Annotated in this window: 14 protein-coding genes; 8 read left to right on the top strand and 6 right to left on the bottom strand. The window is 67.6% G+C overall.

Annotation, left to right across the window (positions count from 1 at the left end):
• The first annotated feature begins 164 nt into the window (after positions 1–164).
• Complete coding sequence (locus ACTXPP_RS06040) at positions 165–1,448, top strand: ATP-binding protein (protein ID WP_443341331.1); 1,284 nt, start codon at positions 165–167, stop codon at positions 1,446–1,448.
• Positions 1,449–1,555: 107 nt separating this feature from the next.
• Positions 1,556–2,545, top strand: coding sequence for a bile acid:sodium symporter family protein (locus ACTXPP_RS06045; protein ID WP_443341332.1), 990 nt, complete (start codon positions 1,556–1,558; stop codon positions 2,543–2,545).
• 396 nt (positions 2,546–2,941) lie between these two features.
• On the opposite strand, the gene ACTXPP_RS06050 is transcribed toward ACTXPP_RS06045, so the two are convergent.
• The gene (locus ACTXPP_RS06050; RefSeq protein WP_443341333.1) at positions 2,942–4,525 is read right to left on the bottom strand and encodes an RNA/DNA-binding domain-containing protein; all 1,584 of its coding nucleotides are present in this window, start codon (positions 4,523–4,525) and stop codon (positions 2,942–2,944) included.
• A gap of 32 nt (positions 4,526–4,557) precedes the next feature.
• A complete protein-coding gene (locus tag ACTXPP_RS06055; RefSeq protein WP_301520407.1) occupies positions 4,558–5,127 on the bottom strand; it encodes an NUDIX hydrolase in 570 nt (189 codons plus the stop codon).
• A 160-nt stretch (positions 5,128–5,287) separates the two neighbouring features.
• Here ACTXPP_RS06055 and ACTXPP_RS06060 point away from each other — a divergent pair, with 160 nt between their 5' ends.
• From ACTXPP_RS06060 to ACTXPP_RS06070, 3 genes are all read left to right on the top strand, one after another.
• Positions 5,288–6,292, top strand: coding sequence for an iron-siderophore ABC transporter substrate-binding protein (locus ACTXPP_RS06060; protein ID WP_301499067.1), 1,005 nt, complete (start codon positions 5,288–5,290; stop codon positions 6,290–6,292).
• A 223-nt stretch (positions 6,293–6,515) separates the two neighbouring features.
• Positions 6,516–7,214, top strand: coding sequence for a metal-dependent transcriptional regulator (locus ACTXPP_RS06065; RefSeq protein WP_301498172.1), 699 nt, complete (start codon positions 6,516–6,518; stop codon positions 7,212–7,214).
• A 433-nt stretch (positions 7,215–7,647) separates the two neighbouring features.
• Entirely contained in the window at positions 7,648–8,949 is a 1,302-nt protein-coding gene (locus ACTXPP_RS06070) for a calcium:cation antiporter family protein (RefSeq protein ID WP_443341335.1), read from the top strand.
• A 95-nt stretch (positions 8,950–9,044) separates the two neighbouring features.
• Here the strand turns inward: ACTXPP_RS06070 and ACTXPP_RS06075 are convergent, their stop codons facing one another.
• From ACTXPP_RS06075 to ACTXPP_RS06090, 4 genes are all read right to left on the bottom strand, one after another.
• Positions 9,045–9,512: a DoxX family protein gene (locus ACTXPP_RS06075; protein WP_301520272.1), complete on the bottom strand. Its 468-nt coding sequence runs from the start codon at positions 9,510–9,512 to the stop codon at positions 9,045–9,047.
• A 226-nt stretch (positions 9,513–9,738) separates the two neighbouring features.
• Positions 9,739–10,083, bottom strand: coding sequence for a branched-chain amino acid transporter permease (locus ACTXPP_RS06080; RefSeq protein WP_301498177.1), 345 nt, complete (start codon positions 10,081–10,083; stop codon positions 9,739–9,741).
• Positions 10,080–10,787 (bottom strand): AzlC family ABC transporter permease, encoded by a 708-nt coding sequence (locus ACTXPP_RS06085; RefSeq protein ID WP_301498179.1) that lies wholly within the window; start codon positions 10,785–10,787, stop codon positions 10,080–10,082. Before ACTXPP_RS06085 ends, ACTXPP_RS06080 begins: the two co-directional genes overlap by 4 nt.
• Positions 10,784–12,310: a CCA tRNA nucleotidyltransferase gene (locus tag ACTXPP_RS06090; RefSeq protein ID WP_443341345.1), complete on the bottom strand. Its 1,527-nt coding sequence runs from the start codon at positions 12,308–12,310 to the stop codon at positions 10,784–10,786. Before ACTXPP_RS06090 ends, ACTXPP_RS06085 begins: the two co-directional genes overlap by 4 nt.
• A gap of 23 nt (positions 12,311–12,333) precedes the next feature.
• Between ACTXPP_RS06090 and ACTXPP_RS06095 the strand changes: the two genes are divergently transcribed.
• Genes ACTXPP_RS06095 through ACTXPP_RS06105 form a run of 3 tightly spaced genes read left to right on the top strand, consistent with a single transcriptional unit; the run spans position 12,334 to position 19,267 of the window.
• On the top strand, positions 12,334–13,167 hold the full coding sequence (locus ACTXPP_RS06095; protein ID WP_301494916.1) for an NUDIX hydrolase: 834 nt from the start codon (positions 12,334–12,336) through the stop codon (positions 13,165–13,167).
• Between the two features lie 3 nt (positions 13,168–13,170).
• Entirely contained in the window at positions 13,171–15,678 is a 2,508-nt protein-coding gene (locus ACTXPP_RS06100; RefSeq protein WP_443341336.1) for a hypothetical protein, read from the top strand.
• 7 nt (positions 15,679–15,685) lie between these two features.
• Positions 15,686–19,267 (top strand): murein biosynthesis integral membrane protein MurJ, encoded by a 3,582-nt coding sequence (locus tag ACTXPP_RS06105; protein WP_443341337.1) that lies wholly within the window; start codon positions 15,686–15,688, stop codon positions 19,265–19,267.
• Positions 19,268–19,376: the final 109 nt, after the last annotated feature.

Consider the following 19,376-nt stretch of genomic DNA (forward strand, 5'->3'; position numbering starts at 1 on the left):
CCAGGACTGTCTGCAAATCCACGGTGCCAGTGCCTCCAAATCCACGGTGACTCGTCCCAAATATCCAGGATTATCCTATTGAACTGGCGATTCATTTCCTGCAAATCCACGGTGTCGGTTCCTGCAAATCCACGGTGAAGGAATGAATCCGCTAGACTTGCACTATGAATGACCTCATCCACCGCAACGCCTCCCCGTGGATCAGTGACCTCCTGGACCATTTCCCGGTCGTCGTCCTCCAGGGAGGGCGCCAGGTCGGCAAGAGCACCCTGGCTGCCGACATCGCCGGACACCGCCACGGCAACATCGTCACGATGGATAACGACAACGCCCGGACCGCTGCCACCACCGACCCCGCCGGCTTCCTGACTGTCCACGGGGTACCGAACAGCGACAGTCCCTTGGTCATCGATGAGATCCAGCGTGCCCCGGAACTGCTCCTCGCAATCAAGGAGGCCGTGGACTCCGACCGTAAACCCGGCCGGTTCCTGCTCACCGGATCCGCAGACCTCCACCGCATCGAGCGCACCCCGGACAGTCTCGCCGGCCGTTCCGTCGCCGTCACACTCGGCGGCTTCAGCCAAGGGGAACTTCGCGATGTTCGGGAGGACTTCGTCCACGCCGTCGTCTCCGGGGCCCTGGCCGAACCACTGTCAGCAGCCACCCTCACCAGGTCGGACTACCCTGGACTGCTTGCCCGCGGAAGTTTCCCGGAACTACGTTCATTGCCCAACCGGATGCGGTCCGTCTGGCTGGACGCCTACGTGTCGAGCCTGGTCAACCGGGACATGGCGGAACTGATGCGCCTGACCGATCCAGCTCGGGTGACGTCGGCCCTGCGCCTGTTGGCCGCGAACCAGGCCGGGGAACTGGTCCGAGCGCGGATCTCGAAGCAGACCGGAATCCCGGAGAGCTCGTTGGTCACCTATCTCACCCTGCTCCGCACCCTTTACCTCACGGACGAGCTTCCCCCGTGGACACCCAACCTTGCCCGCCGGGAGATCGGACGTCCGAAGGTCTTCCTCCCGGACAGTGCGCTGGCAATGCAACTCTCCGGCATCTCCGAGGACCAACTGACAGCGCACGAAGAGTACTTCGGTGCGCTTCTCGAAGGCTTCGTGGCAGCAGAGCTTCGCCGGCAGCAAACCTGGTCCGAGGACGATTACCGGCTGCATGCCTACCGGAACAGCAACAACCGTCAGGTCGACTGCCTCATTGAACTGGCCGACGGTCGGGTGATCGCGATCGAGGTCAAGGCATCGTCGACCGTGCGAACCACCTACTTCCGGCACCTCGAGTTCCTCCGGGAGGAGCTGGGAGACCGGCTCATCGCCGGCATCGTCCTGTCGACAGCGCCGGAACCTGGCCGGTTCGGTGACCGGATGTGGGCATTGCCCGTCTCCTCGTTGTGGGAACTGGGAACCAGCGCGGGAACGCTGCGACCATGAGATGGAGGGTATCCCTCATCGGTTCCTTCGCTCCCCGGAGGCGGGGTACCGGGTGACCTGACGGAAGCACTTCGGTCAGACCACCTCCACGGGTAATCTGTCTCACCATGAGGAACTTTACTAACCGCATCTTGGGATACCGACCCGATCTGCTGATCGTGCTCATCGTCCTGGCTGTCGTTGTGGCGCTCGTTTTCCCCGCCCGCGACGGGTTCGCCGATGTCATGGAGTGGGTCGTGAAGATCGCCATCGCGCTGCTGTTCTTCCTCTACGGTGCCCGTCTTTCCACCCGCGAGGCCCTCAACGGTCTGACGCACTGGCGGCTCCACCTGCTGATCCTGGCGTTCACCTTCGTGGTCTTCCCGCTGATCGGCCTGGCGCTGATGCCGCTGAAGTACGCCATCGGCGACGAGCTCTACCAGGGCATCCTCTTCCTGTGCCTGGTGCCGTCGACCGTGCAGTCCTCGGTGGCGTTCACATCGATCGCGCGCGGCAACATCCCCGGCGCGATCGTCAGTGCGTCCGCCTCGAACCTCATCGGTGTCTTCGCGACCCCGCTGCTGGTGCTGCTGCTGATGAGTGGCAGTAACGGTGGCATGCACGTGGACACCTCCGTGTTCACCGACATCGCACTGCAGCTGCTCGCGCCGTTCATCCTGGGTCAGTTGATGCGCAAGGTGCCGGGTGTGAAGACCGTCGCCGGGGCGAAGCCGACCAGTTACGTCGACAAGATCTCCATCGGCCTGGTGGTCTACGTGGCCTTCTCCGAGGGCATCGTGATGGGCGTGTGGTCGTCGGTGTCGTGGGTGGCGATCGTCGGCATCTGCATCGGCTCGGTCATCGGCGTGTACGCGATGCTGTGGCTGACCTCCTTCGTGGCCCGACGTGCCGGCTTCGACTACAAGGACCAGGTCGCGATCCAGTTCTGCGGGACGAAGAAGTCCCTGGCCTCCGGACTGCCGATCGCCGCAGTGCTGTTCAGCGGGGGAGCCGGGCTGGTCATCGTGCCGCTGATGATCTTCCACCAGATCCAGCTGATGATCTGCTCCTCGCGTGCGGCGAAGTACGCGAAGCTGCAACCAGAGAACACCTGGTAGACCGCGGGGGAGGACGCCGCGGGAGGGCTCCATAGGCCGACGGCGGCCTGTCCTGGCTCGCTGCCGGTCATCCATCACACCCGCGGTGTTGCAGCGCCGACAATGATAAGCGTCTGACCTGCGCGTCCCTCTATATGAGAATCCAGGGAGGTGTGATGAATTGATGGCGGGGGCTGCCGTGGCTTCGGTAGCCGTCACGGTGAGTAGACCACCATTCCAGCAGTTCGATTCGGGATTATCGCACATCGGAATATTGGTAACGCCACACGACTCTCTATAAGTGCAGGTCAGGGCATTCCAGACACCGAGCATCGTGCGGCAGAGGTGCGATAGGCCGGGATGCTGCGGAACTGTGGGTGAGAAAGTTCTGACGAGGGGACGCCGGTGCCCGTGCCGTCACAGGGCGTCCAGCACGCCCTCGGTCTCCACACCTGGCACCAATGCGGCGACCCGCTCCGAGAGCTTCCACTCATCACGGCGGCGGGCGGTGCGTTGCAGCAGCCCACGCTGGGCCAGCCAGGTCATCAGCGTCCGGGCATCCGGCTCGGAGGCCTGCTGCAGCAACGCCGCCATCTCCAGATCCACCGTCCCCTTCGCCATGAGGTGGCGCAGCACCACCAGCGTCGCCGCATCCCGGGTCACCCCGCGCCCGTACTCGGCCCGGATCGCGGTCAGAAGCTCCACGAACTCCAGGTCAGGAGCCCCGTCGAAGAGGACCACGTCCACCGCCGACCCCGAGGCGTCGACCACCGGCGGCTCGTAGCCGGCCGCGAGCATCGACAGCCACATCCGGTCGAAACCACGCGAGGACCAGGAGTCCAGGCCCAGCAGCTGCATCGCATTCATCAACGCCGGGTTCCGCGGCTGCGACGGCCCGGACAGCAGCCGGTCCGGTGTCCTCCCACCGGGCAGGCCGCCGGGGGAGTGGACCCGCATCATCTGCGCGGACTGGTACACGACCACCGGCTCCGGACGGGTCCAGTCGCGGTGCAGCAGCGCATTGGTCAGCGCCTCGTCCTGCGCCGACGCCGGGATCGCGGAGTCCGCGTGGGCGCGTACCAGCGCCCGCAGCGTCCCGGCGGCGAGCACCAGCGGGTCGTTCAACTCGGTCTCGGTCGGCGGGTTCGCCGCATCGGTCGACCCGGCGCGGTAGAGGTGCCGGGCGAGGACACGGGCGTCCTCCCGACGGTGGAAGAGCAGCTCTGCGGCGAGCGTCGGTTCGCCGTTGTCGGTGAAGAGGTCGAGCTGCTTCAGCAGGTCGATGTCGCTGCGGGTCTGGTCGGGACTGCCGCGACGGCGACCGGCACCTGACCGTCCGCCGGAGCCACGGCCAGAACCACCGTCCCCGAGGTCCGGCGCCGCGCCGTAGCGCGCCGGCATGGAGCCGTTGGCCCGCGCAGCGTCCAGCAGGCGGTGTCCTTCCGCCAATGCTTCGGCATCGTAGGACGCCACGGGTACCGCCGATGCGGCGGCGGTGGCGTCCGGATCGCCACGTTCTTTCTCCAACGCGGTGCGGGCCGGTCCCTCGAGCGGCAGGCAAGCGTCGCCGATGCGGTGGCGGACGACTTCGTCCACCCCGGTGTGCACCGCCAGCCCGGCGGGTACACGGATCACCACTATGCGGGCACCGTGCGCGTAGGCCGCCCAGGCGTCGACAGTCAGGTGCGGGCGGGTCGCCGCGAAGATCAGGTGCTCGATCTCGGCGGGGTCGCGCTCGGTGCCGTTGAAGGCGTCCGGCCCGGGGGTCCGGTCGGCGATGCCGAAGACGATGAATCCGCGTCCTGCGGAACCGTTGGCGAAGCAGCAGGACGTCTTGACCAGCATGTCGTGCGCCTTCTGCTCAGGATTGCGCGTGGGGGTGTGGGCCGGGTCCTCCTTGAAGTCGAGCACGGCGGACTCCAGGTCATCGGCCACCGCACCGTCGAGGATGCGGTCGAGTGCCTCGGAGACGTCCCGGGGCAGGGCGCGCTGGCGGTCCACGGTGCTGTCGCCCCCTTCTCTCTTCCCGGCGCCTACACGCCCCGGATGTCGCCGGTGACCGGGCGGGAACGCTTCACGTACCCGAGCCGGGGCCGGAAACCCGCGGGGTGTTTGAGTTGGGCCACGGCGTCGGCGATGACCAGGCGGAACCTGGCGTCCATCTGCGGTAGTTGGGTCATGGGGAACCAGCCGACCTCGGTGGATTCCTCGTCGTTGACCCTCGGTTCGGTGGTCTCGGGGGTGTCGCCGGTGACCACGCAGCGCACCGTGGTGTCCATGAAGCTGCACTCGTCGCCGTTGGGGTAGGTGACCGGGCCGACCGCGCCGGTGCCGATCAGGGCGTCCACCTCGACCTCCAACCCGGTTTCCTCGGCGACCTCACGCACTGCGGCGGCGGAGACCTCCTCACCGGGTTCGATGATGCCGCACACCGGCGTCCATCGGCCGTCGTCGGCGCGCTTGACCAGCAGGACGTCCGGTGTGGCGAAGACGGGGGCGTCGGCGGGGACGTCCCGGACGACGACGGCGGTGACGCCCGGCAGCCACAGCGGGGCGTGTCCGATGCTCTCGCGCAGTTCGGTGATGAACGGTGGGGTTCCCATGGGGCACGAGTCTAGTGCTGGTCGCGCTCGGGGTCATTCCGGCTTCGTCCAGGACGCACCGGGTGTGCCTTACATGCGCTGTGCACCCGCTGCGTAAATTCTGTGGGACCACTGCAAAAGTACTGTCGCTACCACGTCCGGTGACGGTAGGCTCACCTACATGAGACGTACACTGCTCCGCGCGGCAGCAGCCGCCACCGCCATTGCCACCGCGGTCTCAATGGCCGCCTGCTCCTCCGACGACGACAGCGACGGCGGAAGTTCCGCCGACTCCGCCGCAACGTCGGACGGGGAGTTCCCGACCAGCGTCGACACCAAGTTCGGCGAGATCACCATCGACGAAGCCCCGCAGCGCGTCGTGGCACTGGGCTGGGGTGACGCCGAGATCGCCCTCGACCTGGGCGTCCAGCCCGTCGGCGCAAGTGACTGGCTCGGCTTCGGCGAGGACAACGACGGCATCAGCCCCTTCAACGACGACTCCTACGACGAGTCCCCGGAGATCCTCGACACCGAGGAGGTCGAGTACGAGGAGATCGCATCCCTCAACCCCGACCTGATCCTCGACGTCCGTTCCGCCGGCGACGAGGACACCTACGAGACGCTCTCCGACATCGCCACCACCGTGTCGGTACCGGAGGGCTCCGAGAGCTTCACCACCACCTGGGAGGACCAGGTCTCCATGATCTCCACGGCCCTCGGCCTGCCGGAGACCGGCGATGAGCTCATCGGCGAGGTCAACGGCCGGATCGACGAGGCCAAGGAGGCCAACCCGGACTGGTCGGACAAGACCGCCTCCGTGGTCACGCAGTTCGGTGACGGCTGGGGCGCGTACGTCGCCGGGGACGCCCGGATGGACCTGGTCACCGCCTTGGGCTTCCAGGAGAACTCCGAGGTGGCCGACATGGCCGAAGACAACTTCTACGTCGACCTGTCCGAGGAGAACATCGACGTCACCGACTCCGACGTGGTCATCGGCTTCCCGATCGGCTCCGATACCACGGAGTTCGAGGAGTCCAGCGGCTGGAACCGTATCGGTGCGGTGAAGGACGGCCGCGGCATCGTCGCCGACGAGGAGCTGACCAGCGCCTTCTCGCTGGGCACCCCGGACGCGATGCTTTACGCCATCGACGAGCTGCAGCCGCAGCTGGAGGAGGCCACCTCCTAGGCGGCTCTCGGGCCCTGCCTGCCCCATGATTGTCGGAAAGGTGGGACCAAACGTCGTGGACAGCAAAAATCACGACGTTTGGTCCCACCTTTCTGACATGGTCACCGGACCACCCGCCAAAACGCAGTGGTAACTTCGTTCTCTGCGCAGTCGAGGCCAGGACCCAAGTCTCATCAGCCCCCGCGAGAAACCCCCTGACAACCACGGAAGGTGGCAGTCCCAGGTGACGAACAGAGAACAGCCCCAGGTTCCCGGCGACGTGTCACCGGTGTTCGAGGACTACCTGACCGCCGTCTTCAAGTCGGAGGAGTGGGACGACACCGCCACCACCAGTGACTTGTCCGCTCTGTTGGGGGTCACGGCCTCCACCGTGTCAGCCACCCTGAAGAAGCTCAGCCGGGAAGGGCACATCGACTACGAGCCCTACGGCCGGTTCAGCCTGACGGATTCGGGTCGCGCGATCGCGGTGGGCGTCCTGCGCCGGCGCCGGATAATCGAAACCTACCTCGCTGAAGCACTCGGGCTGAGCCCCGACGAGGTCCATGGCGAGGCTGACCTGCTGGAACACGCGGTGTCCGCGCGGGTCCTCGAGCGCATGTCGGCAGCGGTCGGCAACCCGTCCTTCGATCCCCACGGGGATCCGATCCCCGGTCCGGACGGCCAGATGCCGTCGCCCGACGAGGAGACCTCGGTGCCCCTGACCCAGCTCCCCGACGGTGAGGACGCGACGGTCACCCGGATCCGGGACAGTGACCCGGCGGTGGTCCGCTACCTCACCGGACGCGGCATCACGGTCTCCGCCGGACTCCGCATGATCACCACCGCACCGTCCATCGGCACGGTCACCGTGGAGGTCGACGGAACCCAGCGCGACCTGCCCGAACCTGTGGCGGCCGCGGTGCGGGTACGCCCTCAGCACTGAGCCGCCGTACCACTCCGCTGCAGCACCCCGTGTCACACTTCGCGATCCGACCCGTCTCAGCCGGAAATGTGACTGCTCAAACTTCCCGCTGGCTCTCGACTCACCGGATATCAGGCTGCGAGCATTGTTTCCGGTCGTCAGGACGGCACCCTCGACAACCTCGAGCGTCCCGCCACCGACGACCAAACACAACCTCATGCAGACACCTGGAAACGGTGCCGCAGCCAGCGGCACCCTGACGAAGGGGAGTAGCTCACAGGTGGCGTGGTCGACGACCTGCCATCTGCCGGTACGTCGACACACTGGTCACCATCGGTGACCCGGCGCCCGGGTCAGCAAAACCACGGCAACGGGCCGAACAGGCTCCGCCGGCCGACTGACGAGCGAGACCTTCGATTCCTCCAAGATCTACCTGGAATCGGAGAACCATCTCATGCTCACCCGCCCTCTGGCGATCTGCGGCACTGCCGCGGTTCCCGCCATCCTCCTGCGCCTCGGAGTCTTCGGCGACAACGTCCCGGACGTCGTGCAGATGCTGATCTACGGCGCCGGCATCGTCGCCGCGTCCTTCGTCCTGGCCTGGGCGGCCGAAGCGACCCGCCGTGACATCTCCGGCCCATTGGCCATCGCACTGCTCGCCCTGGTCGCCGTGCTGCCCGAGTATGCCGTGGACCTCTACTACGCCTTCCAGTCGGGCTCCGACCACAGCTACATCTCCTATGCCTCGGCGAACATGAACGGTTCCAACCGTCTGTTGCTCGGCCTGGGCTGGCCGCTGGTGGTGCTGATCGCACTGTGGGCGGTGAAGCGGCGCCGTCGTTCCACCCGGATGCCCACCCCGAAGACACTTCTCCTCCCGCACGATTCGCGTCGGGACGTGCTGGTTCTCGGCGGCCTGGCCCTGGCAGGCTTCTTCATCCCGCTGACCGGGTCGATTCCCGTGTGGTTCGGCGTGGCGCTGATCCTCGTCTTCATCGCCTACCTCGCGGTCGCCTCCAAGGCCGAGAGCAGTGAGGAACCCGAGTACGTCTCGGTGTCCGCGGCGATCGTCGAGCTTCCCGACCGGGTACGCAAGGCCACCGTAGCCACGATGTTCATCGCCGCAGCGGTGGTCATCCTGATGTCGGCCGAGCCTTTCGCGGACGCCCTGGTCGGAGCCGGGACCCAGCTGGGCGTCGACTCCTACCTGCTGGTCCAGTGGTTGGCCCCGCTGGCCTCGGAGTCCCCGGAGTTCATCGTGGCCGCGCTGTTCGCCCTGCGCGGAATGGGCTCTGCCGCGATCGGCACGCTCATCGCCTCGAAGATCAACCAGTGGAGCCTGCTGGTCGGCTCCCTGCCGGTGGCTCACCTGTTCGGTGGCGGTTCGGCGACGATGCAGTTGGACTCCCGGCAGATCGAGGAGTTCACCCTGACGGCGACGCAGACGTTGCTGGGTGTGGCGATCCTGGTCACCCTCCGTTTCCACCGCTGGGCTGCGGTGCTTCTGGTGGGACTGTTCTCGCTGCAGTTCGTCGTCACCGGGGTAGAGGGACGCTACGTCCTCTCGATCATCCACGTGGTGCTGGCGATCGGCGTCACCGCATGGAACCTGTGGCACGTCCGCCAGGCACACGCCGACCACCACAGTGTGGGCGGCCCGGAGTCCGGTGAGGATCATGACGGGAGCGCGGCGGACTCACCAGACACTTCTCGGACTGCGCACGGGGTCGGGGTGGGTCAGACTCAGAACAGGTAGCCCATTCACGAAGCTGACCAGCGTCTCTTCTTCTCGGCTGCTCTTTCTCCACAACGCCGCGCATGTCAGAAAGGTCGAACACCTGGGCACCGAGGTCAGCGCTTCTTGCGGGTCTCCCCGGTGCTCAGTGCGGCGGCCACCAGCAGCGGCTGGAAGAACAGGCGGATCAGCCGCTTGCCGTCGGTGTCCAGGCCGAAACCGTCCTTACGCTCGAGGTACTGGGCGATGTTGCCGGGGAAGATCACCACGAAGAACGCTGCGGTGAGCGCCCCGACCCGCGACCTGGCGGGCTGACGCCAGGCGGCCAGGTTGGAGACACCGAGACCGATCTCGGCCACGCCGGAGCCGAGGACCACGAGGTCCGGGTCAGCGGGGACCCAGCTCGGCACCTGTGCCTGGAACTCGTCGCGCAGGACGGTCAGGTGCCCGATGCCTGCGCCGGCGAGGAAGGCACCCAGCGCGATCTTGCCGAGGTTGCGGCCCTTGCTCTTACCCAGGGCCTTGGCCTGCTTCTTCTTGTCCTTCTTGTTCTTCTTGTCCTTCTTGTCCTTCTTCTTGGCCATGTCGTGCCTTCCTGCTTCTGGGGTAGTTCTATAGATATCAGGGTACGCCGCAGACGTACTTCGCCGACCGGGCTAGGGGAGGGAAGCGGGGAGCCGAATCGCTCCGGATGTCAGAAAGGTGGGATGAAATGCTGCTTCTTCCGTCCGAGAGCAGCGATTTACCCCACCTTTCCGACATGCCCGCGAGCCCGCCTTCTTGGTCGGGTCTCTCACATTGCAGGGCCGCTCAGAACACCCAGTTGACGAGCACCACGTAGACCACGGTGCCGAGCAGGATCGACAGCGTCGCCGAACGTCGCCACAGGTGCAGGGCCACGGTGAACAGCACCGCGATCAGTGCCGCGCCCACGCCGCCGGGGTTCGAGGACGAACCGACCAGCGTATAGAGCACCAGCACCGTCATCACGCCGACCGGCATGGCGATGCCGAGCCACGCGACCAGCTCAGACTCCCGGAAGTAGCGCATCGCGGCGAAGGGGAGGGCGCGCAGGATCAGGGTCACCACGCAGACCCCGCCGAGGATCAGCAGGGTGTTGGTCAGGTCGACGCCCTCGGGAAGTCCGGCACTCATGACTGGTCACCTGCCTCACCCTGCGAACCCTGCGCGCGCTGCCAGAAGAAGCGTCCCACCAGGTACACGAAGTAGGCCGACAGCCCGATCAACAGCATCTGGCTCTCGCTGATGAGGTAGCCGGCCATCCCGGCGACCGCGGCGACGACCGGGAGCCAGATGTCGCGGCTGACGTCCATCGCCTCGATCGCCAACACCACGAAGAGTGCGGTCAGCGCGAAGTCGAGACCCTCCAGTTCGAAGGGCAGGGCCGAGCCGGCGAGTGCTCCGATGATCCCGGGAACCACCCACGACAACTGGCAGAACAGCTGCACGGCGATCACCCGCGGCTGCGTCCATGCCGCGGCGCGCTTCGACGTCAGGATGGCGTAGGTCTCGTCGGTCAGCGAGTAGATACCGTAGGCCTTCGCGACCGGCCCGCGCACCACGGACACCGGGTAGCTCAGCCCGTAGAAGATGTGCCGGAAGTTCACCAGGAAGCCGTAGAGCAGCGCCGACAGCGGAGCGACACCCCCGGTGACCAGGGAGATCGCCAGGAACTCCATGGAGCCGGCGTAGATGACGATGCTGAACACCGGCGTCCACCACCAGGCGAACCCGATCTGCGTCATCAGCAGGCCAAAGGCCAGTCCCAGTGGGATCAGCCCGAGAGCAACGGTCCAGGAGTCGCCGATGCCCTTGCGGACCTCAGCGCCCGCGCTCATGGGCTATCGGTACCGTTCTGAGCCGCCCACCAGGCCTTGAGTTCGGCGACGGCCTCCTCGCGCTCCATCGGTCCGCGGTCCAGCCGCAGCTCCTTGAGGAACGCCCATGCCTTGCCGACCTCCGGTCCCGGCGGCAGGTCGAGGATGGTCATGATGTCGTTGCCGTCGAGGTCGGGACGCACCGCGTCCAGGTCCTCCTGCTCCTTGAGCTCCACGATGCGGGTGTCGAGGTCCTCGACCGCACGCGCCAGCCGGTTGGCCTTGCGTCGGTTGCGGGTGGTGCAGTCCGCACGCACGATGACCTGCAGTTGGGGCAGCAGCGTCCCGGCGTCGGTGACGTAACGACGCACCGCCGAATCCGTCCACGCGCCCTCGCCGTAGCCGTGGAAGCGCATGTGCAGGAACACCAGCTGGCCGATCTCCTCGATCATCCGCTTGGGGAACTTCAGTGCCTTCAGGCGCTTACGGGTCATCCGCGCACCGACCACCTCGTGGTGGTGGAAGGTCACCGCGCCGGAGTCGGTGAAGGAGCGGGTGTCGGGTTTACCGATGTCGTGCAGCAGGGCCGCCCACCGCAGGACGAGACGGTCGTCGTCCGAGATCTCGCCGGACGTACCGGCACCGTCACCGGCACCCTCACTGCCGGACGCACCGTCCGACACCTCGTCGGACTCCCCGCCGAGCAGCCTGTCCTCGATCTCCGTCGCATTGCGCAGCACCTGCAGCGAGTGGGCGTAGACATCCTTGTGCTGACGGTGCTCGTCCTGCGTCAGCTTCAGCGCAGGCAGCTCCGGCAGAACATGGTCGGCCAGTCCGGTGTCCACCACCAGGTCGAGCCCGGTCCACGGCTCACTGCCGAGCATCAGCTTGTTGAGCTCCGCAGCGACGCGCTCCACGGTGATCCGCTGGATCTGCCCGGACATGTCGACCATCGCCTCGCGCACCCGCGGCTGGACGTCGAAGCCCAGCTGGGAGGCGAAACGGCAGGCCCGCAGCATACGCAGCGGGTCATCGTGGAAGGACTGCTCCGGGGCGGCCGGGGTGTCCAGCACCCGGTCGACGATGTCGTCCAGTCCGCCCAGCGGATCGCGTAGCTCGTGCTCGCCCTCCTCCGACAGCTTCAGCGCCAGGGCGTTGCAGCGGAAGTCGCGGCGCACCAGATCGCCCTCGAGGGTGTCACCGTAGGTGACCTCGGGGTTTCGGGACGCCCCGTCGTAGGTGTCGGCGCGGAAGGTGGTGATCTCCACAATCGAGCCCTGGAACATCGCGGAGACCGTGCCAAAGTCGATGCCGGTGTCCCACACGGTCTCGGCGATGTCGTCGAGGATCGCGCTGACCGCCTCGGGCCGGGCGTCGGTGGTGAAGTCGAGGTCGTGGGACAGGCGGCCGAGCAGGGCGTCCCGTACCGAACCGCCGACGAGGTACAGCCGGTACCCGGCCGCGGCGAAGGCGCCGGCGAGGCTCCGGAGCGTCCTGTCGGTGGTGGCGTCGTCCTTCACCGCCGCCCAGGCGGTGGCGAGCATCTGCGCGGCGGTCCTGTCACTGCTTGTCACCCCCCGGATTCTACAGTCCGCTCCGGACAGCGTCTGACACCAGTCGGCGCGCAGTCGGCCACCGGGAGCCCGCGGGGATACCGCGGGGACAATGCAGGGACACCGCGGCGCCACCCTCAGCGGGGACCAGTTCGCACCGCGTTGCCACAAACCGCCTCCAAGGCACTAGTCTTGTCCCAATGAACCAACGGCGCCGACGCACATCTGCGGACACCTCCCGGGGAGATTCCCGGGGCGAGTCCCGCGGGTCCTCGCGTAACCGGCAGCGGCAGGACAGCCGCCGCTCCCCGGCGCGTCCGGTCCACCAGCGTGACCACAGTGAACTACCCACCTCGGTGGAGACCAGTGCCGGCGGCCTGGTGCTCTCCGGCATGGCTGAGGCGGTGCGCGGCGACGGGTCGGTGGACCTGTCGAAGATGTACGTGGCACTGATCGGACGGCTCGACCGTCGCGGTCGGCTGCTGTGGTCGATCCCGAAGGGCCACATCGAGCCGGACGAGTCCCGCCACACCACCGCCGAGCGTGAGGTGTGGGAGGAGACCGGTGTGTACGGCGAGGTCGTCAGTGACCTGGGCACCATCGACTACTGGTTCGTCTCCGAGGGCCGCCGGATCCACAAGACGGTGCACCACCACCTGTTGCGCTACGTCGACGGCGACCTCAACGACGAGGATCCGGAGGTCACCGAGGTGGCGTGGCTGCCGGTGAGCAACCTGGTGGAGCGTCTCGCCTACGCCGATGAGCGCAAGCTCGCCCGTCAGGCCCACGACCAGCTGCCCGACCTCGCCCGTAAAGAGGCGAAGGCCGGACGTCGAACCCCGCGGTAGCCGGTGGGGCAGGCAGTGGGGCAGATGGTGGGGCACGCGGCGGCACAGTCCGTGACGCAGACGGCGCACAGGTGGCGGCCGCGCTGGCGTGACTCCCGCGGGCGCGTCCCGGTGGTGTACGCCGCGGTGGCGGCGCTGGTGGCGACGCTCGGGATCGCGCTGGCCCCGGCGACGGTGGCGCAGGACGCTCCGGGCGACGGCGGCGCTGTCGATATGGACGGCACAGACGGCACTGTCGACACCGACGGCACCAGACCAAGCTGGGCGAATCCGGAGGCACGGTCGGCGGACCCGGACAACGGGGTGTCGGTGGAGATCATCTCGCAGCAGCCAGCAGTACTGGGGTTCGACGGTGCGCTGGACCTGACCGTCCGCATCAGCAACTCCTCCGACCGGACGGTGGACGATCTGCAGTTGCGGACCCAGCGTCAGGAGGCCGTGGACGATTCCTCGGGTGTGTCGACGTCGATGCTGTCGAATCAGGGCGCGTACCCGTGGGTGGGGCCGTTCGCGAACCTGGACGGCTCGATCGACCCTGGCGAGGACCGCCAGTACCGGTTGACGGTGCCGGTGGATGACCGCTCGGGCAGCCTGCCCGGACTGGGGGTGACCGACTCCGGGGTGTACCCGGTGATGCTGAACCTCAACGCCGACCATGGTGAGGACGGGACGTCCTTCCTCGCTGCGGCGCGGACCACGGTCACCGTCCGGGACGACGGGGACGACCAGAACGGTACAGACAACTCACGTCCGTCGGGCCTCACCATGCTGTGGCCGCTGTCCTCCGCCACCTCCGCCACCCCTGGTCAGGTCGGCGATGCCCCCGACCCCAACACCCTCTACCTCCCCGACGAGACACTGGCCGAGGAGCTCGCCACCGGCGGACGGCTGTCCACCCTGCTGACCAGCTACCGCGACGCCCTGTCCGGCACCGGTGGCAATGAGCTGCGCGAGGCGTCCTGTATCGCCATCGACCCCGACCTGCTGGAGACCGTCGACCGGATGGCCGGCGGCTACCGGGTGGCCGACGAGGCCCCCAGCCCGGTGGAGGAGCCCGTCCGGCTGCGTGACCGGTGGACCGATGACTCCGAGGGCACCACCTCGGAGTCCGGCACGGGGGCCGAGGCCGCCGCCGACTGGCTCGATGAGCTGCGCGAACTGACCGAGGGTCACTGCATCGTCCCGCTGCCGTTCGGCGGGGCTGACCCGAACGTCATCTCGGACATCGACGACCCGTGGCTGACCGAGCTCTCCACGCGCGGTGCCGCCACCGTGGAGGACGTCCTCGGCACCGATGCCGCCGACGGGGTCGTCATCCCCGGCTCCGGATACCTGGAGGAGTCCACGGTCGCCGCGCTGGGTGAGGCCGAGCGGGAGACCCCGCTGTCGACCCTGGTGGCGGACAACACCGTGCAGTCCACGACCTCGTCCCCGGGCAGCACCGCCGGGGTCGTCACCCTGCCCGGCGGCACCCGGGCGCTGCGCTTCCCCGCGGAGTTGGGTACCGCACTGGCGGCGACCGGGGACACGCCGTCGACCTCGGCCTACGGCAACCCGGGTAACCGTCGGACCCTCGACGATGACACCGGCCCCGAGCGCATGGCTGCCGCCGTCGGCGTGCTTGACCTGGAGCTGCGCGGTGCCGGGTCGACCGCGTCCGGGGCGAATGTCCTCGCTGTCCCGCCGGCGGAGTGGACGGTCGACGGCAAGGATGCGGCCACCTGGCTCAGCGCCGTCGGACGCTACCTGTCGGACGGTTCGGCGCGTCCGGTCACCTTCGGTGCCGCCCTGCGCGGGGTTGCCGAACCCGGCACGACGGTGGCCCCCGCCGTCGACCCCGCCCCGGTCAGCGCCGCAGAGCGTGAGGACTCCCGGGAGCTCACCGGGGACCTGCACCAGTTCACCCGGATCATGGTGGAGGACGAGAACCTCGCCCTGACCCCGCAGATCTTCACCCGGCCGATGTTCGACGACATCCTGCGCTCGGTGTCGACCACCCATCGGCACGCGCAGTCGGAGCACCGGGCGACCGTGCGGGCGTCCGAACAACGCCGGGAGACGGTGCAGGAGCTGGAGTCGACCCTGCGGTCCTCCGTCTCGCTGCTGCCGCCGGGCAGCGTGCTCACCCGCACCAGTGACGGCGCCCCGCTGATCATCGTGGCCCGTAACGGGCTACCGCTGCCGGTGCGGGTGCGGGTGGACTACGAGTCGGACTCGGATGTCACCCTGGACACGCCCGGGGTGGAGAGGATTCCGGCGCAGGGCAGTGTGACCCTCCAGATGACGGCGACGACCGGTTCGGGCAATCGGAACACCGACCTGACGATGACGCTGAAGACTCCCGATGACCAGCAGATCTCTGATCCGGTGACGGTGCGTCTGGCCTCCGGTCCGGGCGGGATGGCACTGGCCGTGGTGGTCGGGGTGATGCTCGTCTTCGGCCTTTTCGCCGTGTCCCGGGTCACGAAACGCCGTCGAGAGTTGGCAGGAAAGCGGGAACGTACACGATGATGGTCGTGTGACTGATTCTCAAGAGACCTCCGAAGGATCCGGTTCCTCCGGTGAACGCGGCCGTTTCCGTGCCTCGATGCCTCCGGCGAAAGTCCCGGCACCGAAGAAGGCTGCCCCGGGTCAGCGTGCTGGCACCGGGACCGGTGGCGTAGCCGGCGGCGGTGCGAGCGGCGTACGGGCGACCGGCGAGGACCACTCACACCTGGACAGGTCTCCGGCCGAGCGCGCCGCAACCGACCCACGGCTACGTGCCAGTGGGTCGGACGCTGCGACGCTCACCGCGTCGGGTAGTGGATCCGCCGGTGCGTCCGGCAGCGGTGCCACTGGCGCCGATGGAACGGTCGACAACGAAGGCTCCGCGGTGACCCAGGCGTCCGACACGGACGTGGTGAGCGCGACCGGCTCAATGGCCATCGCCACCCTGCTGAGCCGGATCACCGGCTTCCTGCGGACCGTGCTCATCGGCTCCGCACTCGGCGCGGAGATCGCCTCGGCGTTCAATACGGCGAACACCCTGCCGAACCTGATCACCGAGCTCGTGCTCGGTGCGGTGCTCACCAGTCTGGTGGTGCCGCTGCTGGTGCGCGCGGAGAAGGAGGACCCGGACCGCGGCGCAGCGTTCATCAGACGCCTGTTGACCATCACCTTCACCCTGATGATGACGGTCACGGTGATCGCCGTCATCGCCGCACCCTTACTGACCAGGGTCTCACTGGACGCCGACGGCGGCGTGAATGTCGGCATGTCCACAGCCTTCGCCTATCTGGTGCTGCCACAGATCGTCTTCTACGCGATGTTCGCGGTGATGATGGCGATCCTCAACACCAAGGGAGTGTTCAAACCCGGTGCATGGGCTCCGGTGGTCAACAACTGTGTGACCCTGGCTGTGCTGGGAATCTACTGGCTCCTGCCACGGGACACGAAACTCTCGCCGAATGACTCGGTGACCATCACCGACCCGCACATCATGCTGCTCGGACTGGGCACCACGGTCGGTGTGATCGTCCAGGCGGCCATCATGGTGCCGTACCTGCGTAAGGCCGGCATCGACATGCGACCGCTGTGGGGTCTGGACGACCGGCTCAAGCAGTTCGGCGGGATGGCGCTGGCCATCGTGGTGTACGTGGCGATCTCCCAGGTGGGCTGGATCGTCAACAACCGCATTGCATCGGACCAGGGTGCTGCCCCGACCATCTACATGCAGGCCTGGCAGCTGCTGCAGGTGCCCTACGGCGTAATCGGCGTGACCCTGCTGACTGCGGTGATGCCGAGGCTGTCGCGCAATGCCGCCGACGGCGACGACAAGGCCGTGGTCAAGGACCTGACCATGGCCTCGAAGCTGACGATGCTGGCCCTGGTCCCGGTCATCACCTTCTTCACCGCCTTCGGCACCCTCATCGCGCCGGCACTGTTCGCCTACGGTTCGTACTCCATGGAGACCGCGAATGTCCTGGGCTGGACGATCAGTTTCTCCGCCTTCACGCTGATCCCCTATGCCCTGGTGCTGCTGCACCTGCGTGTGTTCTACGCCCGTGAGGAAGTATGGACACCGACGTTCATCATCGCCGGCGTTACTGTGACCAAGCTGGCGCTGGCGTTCGCCGCCCCGCATATCGCCAGTGAACCCCGCCTGGTCGTGGTGCTGCTGGGTGCCGCCAACGGCATGGGCTTCGTCGCCGGTGCGATCATCGGCCACCGGCTGCTGAAACGCTCGCTGGGGCACCTGGGTATGAAGAGCGTGGCGCGCACCTCGGCATGGGCGCTGGGCGCCTCGGTCATCTCCGCGCTGATCGTCTGGCGGATCGACGCACTGGTCGACCGCTTCCTCATCCCGGACGGTTTCACGTTCGGCTTCCTGATCCGCCTCCTGATCACCGGTGTGCTGTTCCTGGTGATCGTGATGGTGCTGCTGTCCTTCACCAAGCTGCCCGAGGTCCGCACCATCGGCGCCTCCTTCGCCCGCCTGCCGGGCGTGGGCCGCTTCTTCCGCGGCGCCGCCACCGCCGACGCCGAAGCCAAGGCAGGCACCGAGGTCGGCCAGGGTGCGCGAATCACCGAGATGGACCTCACCGGCATTTCCGGCATGTCCGGTATGGCGGGGATGACCGGTCAGGACGTCGTGGGTGCGGCGATGCCGCCGCTGTCCGCCGGTCGGGTCCGCGGCCCGCGCCTGGTACCGGGTGCGCCGATCCTGCACGGCCGGTTCCGACTGCTGTCGGACCATGGTGGTTCCCCGACCGCCCGACTGTGGCAGGCCCGCGACAACGAGTCCGGCGACCTGGTCGCCCTGACCATCCTCGACCCGCAGCTCGCCGGAGCCCGACCCCGGGAACTGCTGGAGCGCACCGACACACTGGCCCGGGTGAAGTCCCCGGCGGTGGCGACGATCCGGGAGATCTGTGACGCCCGCACGCTGGTGGTCGTGGTGTCCGACTGGACCGAAGGAGCGCCGCTGACCCGCGTCGCGGACTCCGGCCCTGACCCGCTGGCCGCCGGACATGCCCTGGCGGACCTGGCGGATGCCGCCGGCGCCGCCGCCGACATCGACGGCGCACTCGGCATCGACCACCGTAACCGGGTGCGGATCAGCTCCGAGGGCCGTGCGGTGCTGGCCTTCCCGGGTGTGCTGCCGAGCAGCTCGCCGCGCCAGGACATCCACGCGATCCGGGTGTCGCTGGATCTGCTGCTGTCCTCGGTGGACCCGGCGGAGGTGCCGGAGCGGCTACGTGCCATCGCCGACGACACCCAGAACGTCGACGGGATCGATGGTCACACCCTGGCGAAACGCCTGCGTGAGGCGACGACCGAGACTTTCGACTCCGACCTGGTGACCACTGTCGATGTGGCACCGGACCCGGAGCAGCGGGCGGGCTTCGGTGCTGCCCCGGAGAAGCCGGGACGCACCGCCCTGTCCGCCGGTATCACCATCGGTGGCATCTTCCTGGTGGTGGCGCTGGCCGTGGTGGCGGTCGCCTTCTTCGGTGGCGACCGGCGGGATTCCCCGGTGACCACCGACTCGATCCGCGGTGGTGGGACCTCCTCGACGGCGGAGGCGCCGGGCAACACGACCCCGGAGGAGATCGACCCGCTGTGGGCCGCGGAATGGGCCCCGACGGACGCCGGCACCGGCACGCTGGACAATCCGGATGATGCCCCGTTGATCATCGACGGGGACACCGGGACGACGTGGAGCTCCGCCGAGTACTTCGCCCAGTTGGGTGACGGTCCGGAGTCGTTGAAGCCGGGCATCGGCCTGCTGTTGCAGCTGCCGGACACCACCACGGTGACGGAGGTGGAGCTGGAGGGCCTGACCGAGGGCACCAGGATCGAGCTACGGCTCGCTCCGCGCGGCGGTGACCTGGACTCCCTGGAGCAGGCCACGCTGCTGGATGCACAGACGGCGTCGGGCGAGACCATGACGCTCTCGCAGGACATCGGTGGTGACGGCGCCGAGGGTGCTGATGGTGACGTTGACGCCGAGGCGCTCGAGAACGCGGTCTCCGGCGACCGGGTGCTGCTGTGGATCACCGAGCTGCCGATGCCGGACGCCGCGGGCGTCGGTGAGGTGACGGTGACCGGTATCCAGTAGACGTCGGAGAGGTGGGATCAGTGGTGTCAGACCCGTGGGATCATTTGCGGTGATCTGCGCCAGAAGCCAACGATCCATCCCACCTAACTAACGTCGCCCTGTCCGCCGT

Source organism: Candidatus Corynebacterium faecigallinarum, from assembly GCF_052264515.1.
GTDB classification, from domain to species: Bacteria; Actinomycetota; Actinomycetes; order Mycobacteriales; family Mycobacteriaceae; genus Corynebacterium; species Corynebacterium faecigallinarum.